The organism is Paenibacillus cremeus (assembly GCF_007786445.1).
Taxonomy (GTDB): Bacteria; Bacillota; Bacilli; order Paenibacillales; family NBRC-103111; genus Paenibacillus_G; species Paenibacillus_G cremeus.
In genome coordinates, this window is the sequence record NZ_VNJI01000005.1 from 61,851 (window position 1) to 77,353 (window position 15,503).

16 protein-coding genes are annotated in these 15,503 nt (G+C 55.4%); 3 read left to right on the forward strand and 13 right to left on the reverse strand.

What is annotated here, in order from left to right:
• The first annotated feature begins 108 nt into the window (after positions 1-108).
• Positions 109-309, forward strand: coding sequence for an enolase C-terminal domain-like protein (locus FPZ49_RS05415; RefSeq protein WP_144844320.1), 201 nt, complete (start codon positions 109-111; stop codon positions 307-309).
• A 73-nt stretch (positions 310-382) separates the two neighbouring features.
• On the opposite strand, the gene FPZ49_RS05420 is transcribed toward FPZ49_RS05415, so the two are convergent.
• From FPZ49_RS05420 to FPZ49_RS05430, 3 genes are read right to left on the reverse strand one after another with little or no spacing between them, the layout of a single operon-like run.
• Entirely contained in the window at positions 383-1,141 is a 759-nt protein-coding gene (locus tag FPZ49_RS05420) for an MgtC/SapB family protein (protein ID WP_144844322.1), read from the reverse strand.
• Between the two features lie 15 nt (positions 1,142-1,156).
• Complete coding sequence (locus FPZ49_RS05425; RefSeq protein WP_261381267.1) at positions 1,157-2,179, reverse strand: CehA/McbA family metallohydrolase; 1,023 nt, start codon at positions 2,177-2,179, stop codon at positions 1,157-1,159.
• 3 nt (positions 2,180-2,182) lie between these two features.
• Positions 2,183-2,647 carry a hypothetical protein gene (locus FPZ49_RS05430; protein WP_144844324.1) on the reverse strand — a complete coding sequence of 155 codons (465 nt, stop codon included), beginning with the start codon at positions 2,645-2,647 and terminating at the stop codon, positions 2,183-2,185.
• A 390-nt stretch (positions 2,648-3,037) separates the two neighbouring features.
• Between FPZ49_RS05430 and FPZ49_RS05435 the strand changes: the two genes are divergently transcribed.
• Complete coding sequence (locus FPZ49_RS05435) at positions 3,038-3,970, forward strand: aldo/keto reductase (protein WP_144844327.1); 933 nt, start codon at positions 3,038-3,040, stop codon at positions 3,968-3,970.
• Positions 3,971-4,031: 61 nt separating this feature from the next.
• Here FPZ49_RS05435 and FPZ49_RS05440 read toward each other — a convergent pair whose 3' ends face one another.
• The 6 genes from FPZ49_RS05440 to FPZ49_RS05460 all read right to left on the reverse strand — a co-directional run bounded on the left by FPZ49_RS05440 (position 4,032) and on the right by FPZ49_RS05460 (position 9,648).
• Positions 4,032-4,625, reverse strand: a complete 594-nt coding sequence (locus FPZ49_RS05440) for a YitT family protein (RefSeq protein ID WP_186445632.1) — start codon at positions 4,623-4,625, stop codon at positions 4,032-4,034.
• A gap of 114 nt (positions 4,626-4,739) precedes the next feature.
• Positions 4,740-5,603: a DUF421 domain-containing protein gene (locus FPZ49_RS05445; RefSeq protein WP_144844330.1), complete on the reverse strand. Its 864-nt coding sequence runs from the start codon at positions 5,601-5,603 to the stop codon at positions 4,740-4,742.
• A gap of 84 nt (positions 5,604-5,687) precedes the next feature.
• Complete coding sequence (gene spoVB, locus FPZ49_RS05450) at positions 5,688-7,247, reverse strand: stage V sporulation protein B (RefSeq protein WP_144844332.1); 1,560 nt, start codon at positions 7,245-7,247, stop codon at positions 5,688-5,690.
• A gap of 192 nt (positions 7,248-7,439) precedes the next feature.
• Positions 7,440-8,372 (reverse strand): manganese-dependent inorganic pyrophosphatase, encoded by a 933-nt coding sequence (locus tag FPZ49_RS05455; protein ID WP_144844334.1) that lies wholly within the window; start codon positions 8,370-8,372, stop codon positions 7,440-7,442.
• Between the two features lie 180 nt (positions 8,373-8,552).
• The gene (locus FPZ49_RS35370) at positions 8,553-8,726 is read right to left on the reverse strand and encodes a hypothetical protein (protein WP_186445633.1); all 174 of its coding nucleotides are present in this window, start codon (positions 8,724-8,726) and stop codon (positions 8,553-8,555) included.
• 133 nt (positions 8,727-8,859) lie between these two features.
• Positions 8,860-9,648 carry a helix-turn-helix domain-containing protein gene (locus tag FPZ49_RS05460; RefSeq protein WP_144844336.1) on the reverse strand — a complete coding sequence of 263 codons (789 nt, stop codon included), beginning with the start codon at positions 9,646-9,648 and terminating at the stop codon, positions 8,860-8,862.
• Positions 9,649-9,797: 149 nt separating this feature from the next.
• Between FPZ49_RS05460 and FPZ49_RS05465 the strand changes: the two genes are divergently transcribed.
• Positions 9,798-12,047 carry an FAD-dependent oxidoreductase gene (locus tag FPZ49_RS05465; protein WP_144844338.1) on the forward strand — a complete coding sequence of 750 codons (2,250 nt, stop codon included), beginning with the start codon at positions 9,798-9,800 and terminating at the stop codon, positions 12,045-12,047.
• A gap of 181 nt (positions 12,048-12,228) precedes the next feature.
• On the opposite strand, the gene FPZ49_RS05470 is transcribed toward FPZ49_RS05465, so the two are convergent.
• The 4 genes from FPZ49_RS05470 to FPZ49_RS05485 form a co-directional block, all read right to left on the reverse strand.
• A complete protein-coding gene (locus FPZ49_RS05470; protein ID WP_144844340.1) occupies positions 12,229-12,663 on the reverse strand; it encodes a hypothetical protein in 435 nt (144 codons plus the stop codon).
• Positions 12,664-12,738: 75 nt separating this feature from the next.
• A complete protein-coding gene (locus tag FPZ49_RS05475; protein ID WP_144844342.1) occupies positions 12,739-13,626 on the reverse strand; it encodes a helix-turn-helix domain-containing protein in 888 nt (295 codons plus the stop codon).
• 6 nt (positions 13,627-13,632) lie between these two features.
• Positions 13,633-14,517, reverse strand: a complete 885-nt coding sequence (locus FPZ49_RS05480) for a carbohydrate ABC transporter permease (protein ID WP_144844344.1) — start codon at positions 14,515-14,517, stop codon at positions 13,633-13,635.
• Between the two features lie 18 nt (positions 14,518-14,535).
• Positions 14,536-15,438, reverse strand: coding sequence for a carbohydrate ABC transporter permease (locus FPZ49_RS05485; protein WP_144844346.1), 903 nt, complete (start codon positions 15,436-15,438; stop codon positions 14,536-14,538).
• Positions 15,439-15,503 lie beyond the last annotated feature (65 nt).

Genomic DNA, 15,503 nt, shown 5'->3' on the forward strand with positions numbered 1-15,503 from the left:
TGAATAGCGTGGGATTTGAGGCTGAAGACGCGGGAATGAGAAGCGGGAGCAAAAGCGATGCCGCCTAAAGTATAGGCGACGCGCGGGGCGCAAAGCGGATAAGCCGCGTTGCAGATATTCACTTATTTACAAGGTTCAAGTAAATTTCTAATTATTAATTATTCGAAATTTACTTTTCATCATCTGACCGATGATATTATTGTCGGCGGCAAGCTCGCGTACAAGAATGGCGCGATTCAGGTGCCGGACGCCCCAGGACTTGGCGTGGAGCTGGACCGCGACAAGCTGGACCAATACGCGCAGCCATAAAAACACCAATCCCCCCGTTCGAAGAGAAGCTCTTCGGACGGGGGGATTGGTTGTGGAGACGCTCGCCCCTATGCTAATGCGTTCGTTCGATGCTAGCTCCGCTGCCTACCACGCTTTTGCCAGCCTCCGTCCACAGTACGACATCCAGCGAGTTGATCTGGTCCACGGCCATCATCAGCTTCCCTTGATCCGTCACCTTCAGATTGAAGCTGAGCAGGATCGTCGGTTTCGCATTCGAACCTTCGCCGGCCTCCGGTTCGGGAATCATCTTCACATTGACGATCTGAATCCCCTGCTCGCCGAATTTGGAAGCGATCGTGCCGAGCACCCCTGGATAGTCGAGCGCTTTGACCGACACGTCGTGGCTCCGGCGGTGGCGCAGCAAATGCTTCTCCCATTTATTCAGCAGCAGCAAGCTGATCAGCACCATCAGCGTGGCGTAGAACGCCGCAAACAAAAATCCCGCTCCCACGCATAGCCCGATGGCGGCAACGACCCACACCGAGGCGGCGGTCGTCAGCCCGCTGATCACCGATCCGTTGCGTAAAATGGCGCCGGCTCCGAGAAAACCGATTCCGCTGATGACTTGAGCGGCCAATCGCGCCGGGTCAATCCGCACGTTCGGCTCATTGACAAATTCGGAAAATCCGTAAATCGACAGCAGCATAATCGTAGCTGAGCCGAGACAAACCAAGATATGGGTCCGGAACCCGGCGGCATGGTTGCTCCATTCCCGTTCAAGTCCAATCAACCCGCCAAGCACGGCGGCAATCAGCATTCGGAGCAGCAGCTCGCCGTGCGAAATATACCATAACCCCGATACTCCGGTCATGCTGTCCACCTCCCCTTAATGTTCGAAATAAATCGGATTGGTAAAGCCAATCATTGTACGCGCCCCGTGAAAGACGCCGTAAAGCTCCCCGCGAATCCAAGCTAACCCCTGGGTTTTGAGCGGACACACCACCTTCGGAAGCGCTTGGGACAGCTCGCAGCTCATTAAAGTGCCCAGGTTGCTCGTAATCCGCAGCTCCACCTCTGGCTTCTGAAGCTCCCATAAGCCTTCTCGAACGGAAAAATCGACGGAAAGCTCAAGCTGTACCGTAGGTGCGGCCGCCTGCGTCTCTATCACCTCGCCAATGCCGGCAAGTGGTGCGCTGCTATCCGAGCGAATGGAGATCAGCGGCAGCGGTCCCATCGAGATAGCGGCAGCCCCCCGCCCAAGTGCGGCCAGCGCGGCTCCAGCCAGCGGTCCCGGCATCGTCTCCTCAGCCGGAATCGCGAGGAACGTGGCCGCAATCGGCTCCGCCGGCGGCTCTGCCACATGCCAGTCTCTGCCGCAAGTAGCGGAAATCCGGTGCCCCTGATTCAGCAGCTCCGTCCAAAATGCAAACGCCCGCTCGTTGTTCCTCCGAATCGAAGGGAACAATCCCGACCATACTTCAATATAGTCAACTTGCGCCCAATCGGACACTTCAAATTCCCAAAAACAGCCCGTACACATCGGACTTCCGACACGGAACGGATGCGCAACGCCCACAAGGCCGCCCTGCCGATGAACCCCTTCAATGCCTCGATGAATATGAAACGGACTCAGATTCCGCCAGTCTACGTAGTCCTGAATGCCCAGCGTCACCATATGACCGAAGAAGGTCGTCCACTCCAGCCCCCGAATCACCTCAACTCCAGTCTGCTCCACCACGCGCTCCCGGTCCGCCAGCCCGGTCATCGTGTTATGGTCAGTTAGCGCGACACCGGCCAAACCTAGCTCCTTTGCGCCTTCCGCGAGCTCCAATAGCGACTGCTTGCCATCACTATGAAACGTATGTGTATGCAGCTCAAACGGCAGCCATCTCATTCTCGATTCACTCATAGCTCAGCGTTCGCCTCCTTCCCATGCATGAAGCTTGTAGCGGCACTCCTCCGTAACAACGCAGTGCAAATTGATCATAATGCGCAGCTGTCCGCGCGGAAAGACGCCAGGAATTAGCCCGGGCGATGCTTCTTCTTCACTTATGATCAAATGCTGTACCGGGTCATGCCGGTGTCCCGCGCCTCGGAAGCCGTTCTCGTCATCAAACGAGAGGGTCAGCAAATTTTTCAAAGGCAAATAGCTGCGCCAATTCTCCTTATAGGACGCCAGGTGCTCGGGCTGGATATAGCTCCCAAGCGCTTCATCGATCAGCTGCTTCGCTTTCGCTTCGTCTGCCAGATCTTTCGGAGCATAGGCGAATTCAATATGCAGCTCGCGAACCGGGTGATTCAAATGAATCGTATAGGTGATATGGCTTTTGGAACAGCTGGGTGTTACGATGCCTACTGCTTGGAGCAGTGTGTTCATGACGAATCCTCCCCGCCAAACGATTATAATTGTAACCGCTAACATAAATACGCTGATAAAAAACGAATCTTGCATTATACCAGTGCTAATGATATAGTTAAACCGGTTTAATGCTAGAAATAGGTTAAGCGGTTAACCTACATAACAATATGAACATTATGCTGATTAATCCGTACGCTGTCAACCGCTTTTTTTCCTATATTTATCCTGACTTAGCCTAGCATTAATCGTTATTTACCCCAACTTCTTACTAGCCTATGTTGGACCGTTTCAAAATAGTATGGCAGTCAAATTGATTTTCCAAAGCCTACTGCATTCCCACTGTTTTTAAGCGGCATTAGGGTAAGCACTTAACCTACCCGTTTAGGTATGAGAGGAGATTAAGACACAATGAAAAGACTACTGGTACAGGGCGTACAGCTTCCGTGTTCGCAGATGATTATGGGCTCGGATTATTTCAAAACCGTCAATCAAGCACATGTGAACAGCATGCTCGACGCTTACGCGGACATGGGCGGCAATACGATCGATACCGCTCACGGCTACGGCGAGGGTGAAAGCGAGCGGGCGATCGGAGCGTGGCTCCGCTCACGTAATAACCGGGAGCGCGTGCTCATCCTGACCAAAGGCGCGCACCATGACGAGAACGGCCCGCGGGTAAACCCGCAAGCGATCACGAGCGATTTGACCGAAAGCTTGGAGCGGCTGCAGACCAACTACGTTGACTTCTATGCGCTTCACCGCGATGACCCGAACGTGCCGGTGGAGCCGATCATCGATATCTTAAACGAGCATATCGCCGCGGGAAAAATCCGTGCCATCGGCGGCTCGAACTGGACGCATCAGCGCCTGCAGGAAGCTAACGAGTACGCAGCGCGCCAAGGCCTCCAAGGGTTTACGTTCAGCAGCACGAACCTCAGCTTAGCCAAACCGAACATCCCCCGCTGGCCGGGCTGTGTCTCGGCAGACGAAGCGACCTGCGCTTGGCATCAGCGGCACGAATTTCCGCTATTCTCCTGGTCATCGCTCGCTGGCGGGTTCATGACCGGACGGTATTCTCCCGACAATACCGACAATGAGGAGATGATGCGTGTCTACTACAACGACCGCAACTGGAAGCGCATCGAACATGCGAACCAATTGGCGGCGGAGAAAGGCGTCACGCTGGCGCAAATTTCGCTGGCTTATGTATTTAACCAATCGTTCCCTACGTGCGCGATTGTGGCCGCTCATACGCACGCGGAGCTTCAAGCGAACCGTGTGGCAGCGGAGTTGACACTGACGGAGCAAGAAGTGCGCTGGCTAGACCTGAGCAACGAGTAGAGATAACAAAACCGCCCTTCACACCATGGCATGAATGGGCGGTTTTTAACTCCATCTAACATCACACATACTTCAACGTACATAAGCTGGTGGCGATCCCGCCTGCACTAATCGTAACGATTGAGAGCAGCAGCGTTTCGCGTGACAGCAGCAATCCCCCCAGACTAACAATAATCCCGTCCAGAAGAAAAATGAGAATGCCCACGTTGATCGGCACCAGCTTGGACAAAAATTGCGCGAGCAAATCCGTCCCGCCGGTGCTCGTTTCAAATCGCAGCATAATGCCGATGCCCGTACCTATCAGAACGCCTCCCAGCGCGGAGCTGGTAAACGGCGCGAGCTCTACGTAATAAACGAAGTAATAATGATACGGCTCAAGCAAATCGATGATTAGCGATGAAATCCATAGCCCGTGTAAGCTGTTGTACAAAATGTCGCGGTAATACATCCAAGCCAGCACAAAAATGGGAATACTGCACAAAAACATCACTAGCCCCACCTTCGTACCGAACAAATAATTGATGATTAATGCGATACCGATCAATCCACCATCCAGCACTCTGAACGGCATGAGGAAAAAATTGATGCCGATCGAAATGAGCAGGCTTCCCGCGACAATAGCTGTAATTTTGGGCAACGGTGGCAATTCAATCATCTCCTGGCGGCAGCATAGCCTGTCACCATGATGTATATGCTTCAACCAGTGATAAATTTCCATAAAATTCCCTTAAACAAAAAGACCCACCCAGGTCTTGGACCCAGATGGGATTCAACAGCGGACCAGCACCGGCTTCAGGTCTTCGATCATTTGCTGCAGCTGCTTGGACGATTGCTCATACATTTGCTTGGCCTCTGCATTCTTGGTCGTCAGCCCGAACAGCTCGATATCCGCTTCGATTTTTTTCAGTTGCGCGAACAGTGTCGCCCGCTGCTGAGACTCGGAGACCTGCAGCTGATCATCATAAAGATCGACATACAGCTCGCCGAAGCCATTGACCTGCCCGAAAAAGACGTTTTCCACCGTAACCCCGAGCTTCTGCAATTCCTCATACAGCCATTCCCGGCTGAGGCCCATGGTGGCCAGCGGCTCATCCATAATGTTGCCATCCTCAATTACCGCTTGCGGCTCGATTTCCGGTCCAACCTTGATCCCCAGATGCGCGGCCGTCAGGGGCTGGTGCTCCCGCTTCAGCAGGATATTGATCTCTCCGCTCGGCTCGATGATGGCGAATTCCACGTCGGCCACCTTGAACACACTCTTTTTTCTTAGCTTGCTCATGAGCTCGGTGGTCGTCAGCCGTTCCTTTTTCACGTTGTCCTCGAGGATCTTGCCTTCCTTGATCAGCACGGTTGCGGTACTGTCAATGAGATTGCGCATCTTGATGCTTTTCATCTGTAAAAATTCGATTCCGAGCGAAACGAGCACCCAGACCGACAAGGCGATCAAGCCTAAATACCAGGCATATTCAACATCGAGCGAGATGGATGCCGCCAAATTGCCGATGGAAATGCCGGTAATATACTCGAAGGGCGAAAGCTGCGTAATTTGCCGTTTTCCCAGCAGCCTAGTCATCGCAAACAACGCTAATACACCGAACAAGGTTCGTAGCACAACCTCTAACCAATCCGGCATGGTCTACCGCCTCCTTTTCCGAATGGTATTGGGATGCAGCTGCAACCAAATTATGTGCATTTTGCACGTTTTTTACTCATTTTTTTAGGAGATAATGCGCTTAATCCCCGGAATCCGCTGCATGTCATGGCGCTTAATGGTGTTGGTGGATAACAGGGAAATCGTATACACGACGAGCGATACCAGAATGCACCCAATCACCGACCACAAGAGCGGATAGTGCGCCTGCTGCCCATACACATACGCGCTCTGCCCCACCAAGACCGTGACCACCAGGCAAAAGCTGACCTTCAGCCAGCTGCGCAGATCGAAGGAAAAGCCGATCACCTTGGATACCGCGAGCAAGTTGAGCAGCGTTAACAGGGCAACGCCAAAATTAAAGCCCCAGATCACCCCATGAATGCCCATCTGCATCCCCAGGATAAACATCATCGTCCCTTCTACCAGCGTGGACGCGATAAAGTTCCGCATCACCGTGTTGATCTTCCCCAAGCCCAGCAGTACCGCGTGCAGCGGGGGCTCGAAATAATGCAGCAAAAACACCGGCGCCAACAGCTTCAAGAACGTTCCAGCTTCGGGATTGTGGTATACAACTGTCGTTAACGGGATCGCCCAGACATATAAAATGAGCGTACATGGGGCGCCGATAATGAGTGCGATCCGTATGGCTTGATCCAGCCGCTCATGAATGAGCCGCCGGTTATTCTGGGCGTTCGCCTCACTGATCGCCGGAATCAGCGCGGTCGATAACGAGCTCATGATAAAGCCGGGAAACACGAGCAAAGGAAACGCATAGCCGGCCAAGAGGCCGTATTGCTTGGTCGCGATCACGGTACTGATGCCTGCGATCGCCAGGCTCTTGGTGATCATCATCGGCTCGATCGCCCGGTAGATGGAGTGAATAAAGCCATTGCCTGTCGTCGGCAGGCCGATCTGCAGCAGCTCGGACAGCGTCTCCTTCTCCTCTCTTAGCCGTGACGACATCGCTTGCCGAAGCAGGCCGCTGCGCCGCTTGTAAATTTTCAGCGAGAGCAGCAAATACAACAGTCCTGCCCCTTCCCCAATGACCGAGGCGATCATCGCCCCGGCCGCCGCATACTCGAGACCGTAAGGCAGCAGCGTCTGAACCAGTGCGGTGATAAGAATAATCCGAATCACCTGCTCAATGACGTCGGACAGCGCCAAGGGCTTCATATTTTGCTTCCCGCGAAAATATCCCTTGATGACCGAGGACACCGCGACCAGCGGAGCAATCGGAGTAATCGCCAGCATCGCATAATAAGCCCGCGGGTCGGTTAATATCCAAGATCCGATCAGCTTCGAGCCCAGCAGCACGATCAAGGTTAAGCTGATGCTCATCGTTCCTGTAATGGTCAGCGAGACGAACAGGATGCGCTTGACCTTGGCCCGGTCCCCGTGCGCTTCCGCTTCCGCCACCAGCTTGGAGATCGCCACCGGCAGCCCCAGGCTGGTTAACGTGACGATCACCGGAACCAGCGGATGCGCCATCATGAGGAGCCCGATCCCCTCGGGTCCTAAATATCTGGCCAGCACAATGCTGTTGACAAACCCGAGCATGCGGGTAATAAAAGCCGCGATCGTTAAAATGACGGTGCCACGAACAAACGAAGACGTCGAATTCATTGCTTCTGAGCCTCCTTTGTTGCAACTGCAATAGAAGATTCAGCTATAACAGCTGTCAACTTGATGCGTGTGATGGGACGGCATAATTATAAATGTATGATGGACAACCGCGGCTGATTACCTACGTTTTGGACAACGACAAAAAAACCGGCTCTCTCACGGGAGAACCGGCTTCAGTTATGCTTTACGAGATTAGAACTTGTTCAACGTCTCCGTCAGAACAGGAACGATCTGCGATTTGCGGGATACGACGCCTTTCAGCACCGCTTTGTTATCGGACAAAATCACGTTGTAAGCCTTCTCTACAGCGTTGCTCACACGGCCAAGAGCAATGGCGATCGAGTCATTGTTCAAAATATCCGTTACAACGAATACGAACAGATCCAGACCCTTCTCGTTAATGATCGTGTTGAGTGCTGCTTCAAGCTCCGCCTGGCGGGAAATGACATCGTTCGTATCCACCGCGTTCACTTGTGCGATCTCGACTTTGTAGCTGCCCATTTGGAACTCTTTAGCATCCAAGGAGATCAGCTGTGCAATCGTCTTGTCGCTCAAATCCGCGCCAGCTTTCAGCATGGCCAGACCGTATTCTTCGGCATTCACGCCGGCGATCTCCGCCAGTTCACGAGCAGCCGCTACGTCTTCAGGCGTGCAGGTTGGCGACTTGAACAGAAGCGAATCGGAAATGATTGCGGAAAGCATAAGACCAGCGGTTTGTGGAGCGACAGCCACGTTGTTTTCTTTAAACAATTTATTTAAAATGGTGGCGGTGCAGCCAACCGGCTCCGCGCGGTAGTACAGCGGATGACTGGTCTCAAAGTTCGCAATGCGGTGGTGGTCGATAACCTCGGTTACACGCACCTTCTCGATATCGCTGGCGCTTTGTTGACGCTCGTTGTGGTCAACGAGAATGACTTGGCTGGCTTCGTTCGCTACCGTCTCAACCAAGCGAGGCGCAGCGGCCTTGAACTGATCCAGTGCGTATTGAGTTTCACCGTTGACGCTGCCGAGGCGAACCGCTTCTACGTTTACGCCCAATTTAGCTTTCAAATCTGCGTACGCAAGTGCCGAGCAAATCGAATCGGTGTCCGGATTTTTATGCCCGAAAATCAAAGTTTTTTCCATGGGTAGACTCCTCTGTCTTTAGAATGGTTATGTATATGATAATATAATACTCCATAACCCGATTATAGCGCAAAACACCCTTATTCCAACCCCTTTACAGAGATTTATCTCGAAAATTGAAAAGGCTGCAGCTCAATGGCCTCAGCCACCCTGCAGCCTCCCGTTTGACTCCCGGTTCCCTCAAGCCTCGATACTAAAAATGACAAGCGGATTCCATTCCGCCTGGTTTTTCATAAACTCCGAACGATCCGTAACCGTATACTCATTCGTAGCAGGAAAATGAATTACGTAGTACGACGTATTGTTTTCTCGGAACAATTTCTTCGCCATATCGATTGCATATTGCTTCGTCATCGTCGCTCATTCCCCCTATTTTGGCCTATACTTTTCCAGCAAAATGAATTATAGCATTGTCCCCTATCGCTGTCGATGGCAGATCAATAATGCCACCACAACCAAGGTGGACGACTTGCCCTGGTCTACCCGGCTAAACTCGGTGCAGCTTGCGGTAGGCGGAAGGCACCGTTCCCATGCGGCTGCGGAAGACGCGGCTTAAGTAGAAGCCGTTCTCGTAGCCGCACCGCTGAGCGATCGCTTCGAGCGTCAGCGTCGTCTCCTCCAGCAGGCGGCAGGCGCGGCTGATCCGCAGCTCCGTAACGTAGGCGGAAGGCGTATGTCCGTATGCTGCCCGGAATTTCCGCGTGAGCTGCACTGGGCTCAGCCCCAGCGCAGCGGATAGCTCGCTCATGGCAAACGGCTCAAACGCGTGAGCGAGCAGCCAAAGGCGGGCTTGGTGCATGAGCGGATCCGCTCCCTCCCGCGCTTCATCCTGCTGCAGGCTGCGTTCCAGCTCCGCCGAAAGCAACAGGTCATTGAGCAGATGCCGCATCGGCCCAGATGCCGGATCGTGCAGCCCCACTCTGCTCATGCTGCGCAAGTACCGATACGTGGAAGCGAGGCGCTCCGTATCGGCGATCGTTATTTTTCCCGTCCATCGCTTCGCCTCCTCCTCCCCCGGCTCGATCTCCCATATGAATTGGACAAAATGAAATGTGAGCGGCGTCAACGTTCTCCGATGAAATGCTGTGTGCGGTGGACATACCACCAGATCAGCGAAGCCCGCGTCCCCTTCTTCCCTGCCGATTTTGTAGGTGAATCGACCGCTCTCCACGGCAAACATGGTCCAATACCCGCTCGTATCCTGCTCCAGCTGAAACTGCTCCTTTTGGTGCCAATACACATATGCCCTCGGGTCGACCGACCGGCTGCTCCGCATGCTTTGCCTGCCCCCTCATTTCGTCCGATTATTCGTGAAATAAAGTATAAGTCTTATCGTAATACGATGCATGTTCTTTGCCAAGGGGAAGCCGTATGATGAAATCAAGGATATTTATAGATGCTCAAAAGGAGTGTGTTTAAGCCCTCATGAAAAATGAACTTGTCAAAGCGGATGTTACGGTTGTTGGCGGTGGACTGGCCGGCGTATGTGCGGCCATTGCAGCGGCTCGGCTCGGGCAGACCGTATCGCTGATCAACAACCGGCCGGTGCTCGGCGGCAATTCCAGCAGTGAAGTGCGGGTGTGGGTATGCGGTGCAACCGGTCACGGCATTCACCGCTATGCGCGGGAAACCGGCATCATGGGCGAGCTGTTTATCGAAAATCAGTACCGCAATATGGACGGCAACCCGTATTTTTGGGATATGGTCGTGCATGAAGCAGTGCGAGCTGAGCCGAACATTCAGGTGTTTCTGAATACGGACGTGCATGAGGTGGAAGCCGACGGGACGGAGGACGATCGGACGATTCGTTCCGTGACCGGCTGGATGATGGCGTCGGAGCGGCGCATTCGCTTTGAAAGTCCGATTTTTCTCGATTGCACCGGTGATGGACTGGTCGGCTTCCTGGCTGGGGCCAAGCATCGGATCGGGCGGGAAGCACGCGAGGAGTACAACGAAGAATGGGCTCCGCTCGTCGCAGACGATATTACGCTCGGAAGCACATTGCTTTTCTACACGAAAAATGTAGGTCATCCGGTTCGGTACATCCCTCCGAGCTTTGCCAAGGACATTACGAAAACTACGATTCCGGAGCGCCGGATCATTCGCAGCGGCGATAATGGATGCGCTTACTGGTGGATCGAGTGGGGCGGCGAGCTGGATACGGTGCACGACAATGAGCGAATCCGGGATGAGCTGTGGTCCGTTATCTACGGGATTTGGGATTATATCAAAAATTCCGGCAAGTTCGATGCTGAACATATGACGCTGGAATGGGTCGGCTCCATCCCCGGCAAGCGGGAATACCGGCGTTTCGTCGGCGATTATGTGCTGAACCAGAACGATATTCTGGCGCAGCGCGAGTTTGAAGACCGCGTCGCTTTCGGCGGCTGGTCGATTGACCTGCATCCGCCGCAAGGCGTGTATTCGACCGAGGCCGGCTCCAAGCATTTGCATATGGACGGCAACTACCATATCCCTTTCCGTTCGCTATATTCCGCGAACGTGAACAATATGCTGATGGCCGGCCGTGACATCAGCGCTTCGCACGTCGCGTTCGGCACGACGCGGGTTATGGCCACCTGCGCCGTCATCGGCGAGGCAGCCGGAACCGGTGCGGCGCTGTGCGCGAGCAAGGGCGTATCCCCGCGAGAGCTTTATCTGCAGCACCTCGGGGAGCTGCAGCAGACACTGCTGCGGCAGGATGCTTCGATCATCGGGCTGCGCAACCAGGATCCGGCCGATTTGGCGCTAAGCGCGCGGGCCACCGCGTCCAGCACGCGCTCTCGGCTCGCCGTGGAGCGCACAGCCAAGATCGTCCCGCTGGACGCGGACCTCGGGCTGCTGGTGCCGGTCTCGCCAGCGCTGAACGGCGTGGAGCTGCTCGTCGATGCGTATGCGGACACCGAGCTGACCGTCGAGCTGTGGAGCACCGGCCGGGCGGAGAACTACGTTCCGAAGGAACGGATCGCGGCCGCCACCGCCTCCGTGCCGCGGGCCGGGCTGCAGTGGGTGAAGCTGGATTTGGCCTGGCAGCCGGAACGTGCGCAAAATGCGTTTCTCGTCCTTCAAGCGAACGACGCGCTGGCTCTGCATTTTGACGATCATACGACCACTGGGGTATTGGCGTTTCGAAAAGGCGCCAAGCCTGTCGTCTCCGCAAGCCTCGAGGATCATCAGCCGGATCAGCCGGTCGTGCAGTGGAGCATGCGCCCGTTTGTGCGGATGACCCCCTGCTTCCGCTTGACAGCGCCGACTGAAGCTTATGCGCCAGCTCAAGCCATCGACGGCTACATTCGTCCTTATGGCGGGCCGCATCTTTGGTCATCCGCGCCGATTCGCTCCGGCGAACTCGAATGGCTGGAGCTGCGCTGGGATCAGCCAGTGACCTTGCAGTCGATCCATTTGACCTTCAACGATGATGTGAACGAAGATTTGATCAATCTGCATCATCACATTACCCCGTTTGAGGCTATCCCGGATCTGGTCAAGGACTACCGGATCGAAGGCTTCACGAACGGCGAGTGGCGCACGCTGACCGAAGGACGCGACAATCACAAGCGCAAGCAGGTTCACCGGTTGGCCTTGGCTGTGACGACGGATCGCCTGCGCGTTATCGTCGAAGCCACCAATGGGAGCCCGTTTGCGGAAATTATTGAGGTACGCGTGTACGCATAAGCAAAAAGGGTGTCACACCAAAGCCGGTTTCTTGGCTGTGAGTGACACCCTTTTCTAGTTTGATACCGTTTCACCAGCTTGGCTGCACGACCAGCCGTCCTTTCACGGGATCCAGCGTATAGTCCGCAGGTGGACCGTGTAAGGATGGCATCCTGCGGTGTCAAGGTAACCTCCGTTGGATCTAAGGAATTGGCCTTGGTGGCCTGCAGCCTTGCGCAGTGACTGGCCCAGGCTGCAGGACGGCTTTTCCGCTTTGCACGCCTCGCGCAGCGTCTGGCTCGCCCTGCAGCGCGGCTTTTCCGCTCTGCACGCCTCGCAGCACCCTCGGGCTCGCCCTACAGCGCGGCTTTCCCGCTTCGCACGCCTCGCGCACCCTCGGGCTCGCCCTCAGCGCGGCTTTCCCGCTCTGCACGCCTCGCGCAGCCTCAGTCTCGCTCTGCAGCGCGGCTTTTCCGCTTTGCACGCCTCGCGCAGCCTCAGCCTCGCCCTGCAGCGCGGCTTTCCCGCTTTGCACGCCTCGCGCAGCGTCTGGCTCGCCCTGCAGCGCGGCTTTCCCGCTTTGCACGCCTCGCGCAGCCTCAGCCTCGCCCTGCAGCGCTGCTTTCCCGCTTTGCACGCCTCGCGCAGCCTCGGGCTCGCCCTGCAGCGCGGCTTTTCCGCTTTGCGCGCCTCGCGCAGCCGACAGCGCACCCTATTCCGCCGGCAGCTGCATCCAATCCCGGTGCTTGCGCCGGTATTCCTGCGGGGTGAGGCCGATCACCTTCTTGAACACGCGGCTAAAATAGTTCGCGTCCTCGTAGCCCAGCGCATGAGCGATCTCGGACACGTGCTCGCTAGTGGCAGCCAGGCGGCGCATGGCCAGCTTCGCTTTGAGCGCGTGCCAATACTGCAGCGGGGCCATGCCCGTGTCGCGCAGAAACAGCTTGCGCAGGTGCGACTCGCTGGTGCCCACGGCCTCCGCCAGCTGCTTCACCGAAGGCTGCGCCGCCGGGCGCTGCGACATATGCGCGATCGCATCCGCCACGCGCGGGTCGCTGCCCCCGTCCGCCGAGCGCGCATCCAGCGCGGGAGCGCGACGTGCGGCCATCAAGCCGAGCAGCCGCAGCAGCCCCGCCTGCATCAGCAGCGGCTTGCCGGCGGAGTCGGCGTCGTCGTCCGCCAGCATGAGGCGCAGCACCGCCGCCAGCTCAGCGGTATCCCCGCCATAGCGCAGGGGAAGCCGCAGCGACGCAGGCCAGCGCCCACCGCGCTCGAGCGGAGCCGCCGTCTCATAATTGAGGCTGATCAGCTGAAGCGAGGCCGATTGAGCCCGGCAGCTCAATAAAGTGCCCGGCGGAAAAAACAAGAGCTCGCCCGCCCCACACGGAAGAGCTTCCGGCTCCCCAGCTCCTCCACGCAGTGACAGTGACTCCTCCGCAGCCGCAGCCTCCAGCGTTAACGCCCCCTCTTCGATCAGCCAAATGACGGCATGCTCCAGCACGCGACGATCGATCCGCCAAGTATGAGGCAAATCATACTGCTTAATATGCAAAAACCGAAGCTGCATCGCTTCGGTTATACGTCCTGCTAACGGGAGCATCGCAACCTACCCTTTCAGCCCACTGCTTGCGAACCCTTCGACGAACCATTTTTGACAGACGCTGACGACAATCAGCACAGGGACCAGCCCCGACACGGAGGCGGCCATCGACAGCACATAGTTCGTACCGAACTCCTCCACGTAATTGGTAAGTCCCAGCGGGATCGTATACAAGTGCTTATCTCGCAGAAAAATCAGCGGTCCCTCATACTCATTCCAGTGCCAAGTGAACGACAGAATAAGCAGCGTCACGATCGCCGGCTTGGTCAGCGGCAGACTGATCTGCCAAAACATCCGCCAGAACCCCGCCCCATCGACTCGAGCCGCTTCCAGCAGCTCTCCTGGCAAAGTCAAGAAAAACTGGCGCATGAGAAACGTGCCGAACACCGTAAATATCCCCGGCAAAATAAGCGACCAATGCGTATTGATCAGCTTCATTGAATCAAACAAAATGAAGCGAGGCAGCAGCAGCACCTGTCCTGGGATCATCATAGTCGATAAGTAAAGCAGAAATAAGCCGTTGCGTCCCCGGAAATTCAGCTTGGCAAACGCGAATCCCGCCATTGCGCTCGTAAACAGGTTGCCGACGACGGTGATCCCGGTGATTTTGATCGAATTGAAATAATAAATATAGAACGGATTCGTGCCGGTCCACACCTTCTTGTAATTTTCCCAATGAAACTGGGCCGGGATCCACTCAATCGGGTATTTGAAGACGTCGCCGTTTACCTTAAACGAAGTGGAAAGCATCCACAAATACGGGATAATCATCAGCACGGCAATGCAAGCCATCACGACGGTCACAAAGATTTTGCCTGCGATGTGCCAGTGATTCGAGCGCCGGCGCGCCACCACCTGGGCTGGAATATCGGTTTTCATAGCGGATTGCATGCTGCTCTCTCCCCCCTGTTAGAAATGCTGCTGCCAGCGCTTTTGCCCCTGCCACTGGATGAGCGTGATGACGAAGATGATGGCAAATAAGACCCAAGAAACGGTTGCCGCATAGCCCATTTTGTAAAAACGGAACGCCAGCAAATAAATATGATACGACAGCACCATCGTCGAATCGACCGGACCGCCCTGCGTCATAACCGCCACCGGACCGAACACCTGGAAGGACCAAATAATGAGCGTGACCATGATCAGGAACGTGGTCGGAGTCAGCAGCGGGATCGTAATCTGCAGCAGCTGGCGCACTTTCGAGGCCCCGTCGATCTCGGCGGACTCGTACAGCTCTCTTGAAATATTTTGCAGGCCGGCCAAGTACAGAATCATCGCATAGCCGATCGTGACCCAGACCGACATGATAATAATGGCGTACAGCGCCGAATTCGGGCTGGCCAGCCATCCCGGAGGATCGGTCATCCCGAGGCTGCGCAGAAACTGGTTGATCGGGCCCGTACGGTTGTTGTACATAATGCTCCAGATGATGGAAACAGCCACTAGACTGCTCACATACGGGAGAAAAATCATCGTGCGCAGCAGGTTGCGGAAGTACACATATTTATTCAGCACCACCGCGAGCAGGAGGCCGATCAGCATCGACGCCGGAACGCTGACCACGGTGAAGATGGTGTTATTTTTCAGCGATTTGATAAACTTCGGATCGTCTCCCAGCGCCTTGAAATTGTCCAGCCCTACCCAGTGGATGCCGGCGAAGCCCTTCAAATACTCCCAGTCCACGAACACGAGGTACAAGCTGAACAAGATGGGGAGAAGCACAAAAATCAAATACCCAGCAAAATTGGGCAGAATGAACAAATACCCGGCTACATGCTCTTTGAAGCGCGCGTTGTGCCATAACTGCTTCATTCGCATCCGTCTCCTTTACCTCAGGTTCCCTCTACTGTATCAATTGTCCCGCACCGGTAACATAG

Coding starts and splice junctions, on each gene's coding strand:
- FPZ49_RS05420 (WP_144844322.1), bottom strand. CDS start 1,141: ATGACCGGAGTATCGGGGTTATGGTATATTTCGCACGGCGAGCTGCTG.
- FPZ49_RS05425 (WP_261381267.1), bottom strand. CDS start 2,179: ATGAGTGAATCGAGAATGAGATGGCTGCCGTTTGAGCTGCATACACAT.
- FPZ49_RS05430 (WP_144844324.1), bottom strand. CDS start 2,647: ATGAACACACTGCTCCAAGCAGTAGGCATCGTAACACCCAGCTGTTCC.
- FPZ49_RS05435 (WP_144844327.1), top strand. CDS start 3,038: ATGAAAAGACTACTGGTACAGGGCGTACAGCTTCCGTGTTCGCAGATG.
- FPZ49_RS05440 (WP_186445632.1), bottom strand. CDS start 4,625: ATGATTGAATTGCCACCGTTGCCCAAAATTACAGCTATTGTCGCGGGA.
- FPZ49_RS05445 (WP_144844330.1), bottom strand. CDS start 5,603: ATGCCGGATTGGTTAGAGGTTGTGCTACGAACCTTGTTCGGTGTATTA.
- spoVB (WP_144844332.1), bottom strand. CDS start 7,247: ATGAATTCGACGTCTTCGTTTGTTCGTGGCACCGTCATTTTAACGATC.
- FPZ49_RS05455 (WP_144844334.1), bottom strand. CDS start 8,372: ATGGAAAAAACTTTGATTTTCGGGCATAAAAATCCGGACACCGATTCG.
- FPZ49_RS35370 (WP_186445633.1), bottom strand. CDS start 8,726: ATGACGAAGCAATATGCAATCGATATGGCGAAGAAATTGTTCCGAGAA.
- FPZ49_RS05460 (WP_144844336.1), bottom strand. CDS start 9,648: ATGCGGAGCAGCCGGTCGGTCGACCCGAGGGCATATGTGTATTGGCAC.
- FPZ49_RS05465 (WP_144844338.1), top strand. CDS start 9,798: ATGAAAAATGAACTTGTCAAAGCGGATGTTACGGTTGTTGGCGGTGGA.
- FPZ49_RS05475 (WP_144844342.1), bottom strand. CDS start 13,626: ATGCTCCCGTTAGCAGGACGTATAACCGAAGCGATGCAGCTTCGGTTT.
- FPZ49_RS05480 (WP_144844344.1), bottom strand. CDS start 14,517: ATGCAATCCGCTATGAAAACCGATATTCCAGCCCAGGTGGTGGCGCGC.
- FPZ49_RS05485 (WP_144844346.1), bottom strand. CDS start 15,438: ATGAAGCAGTTATGGCACAACGCGCGCTTCAAAGAGCATGTAGCCGGG.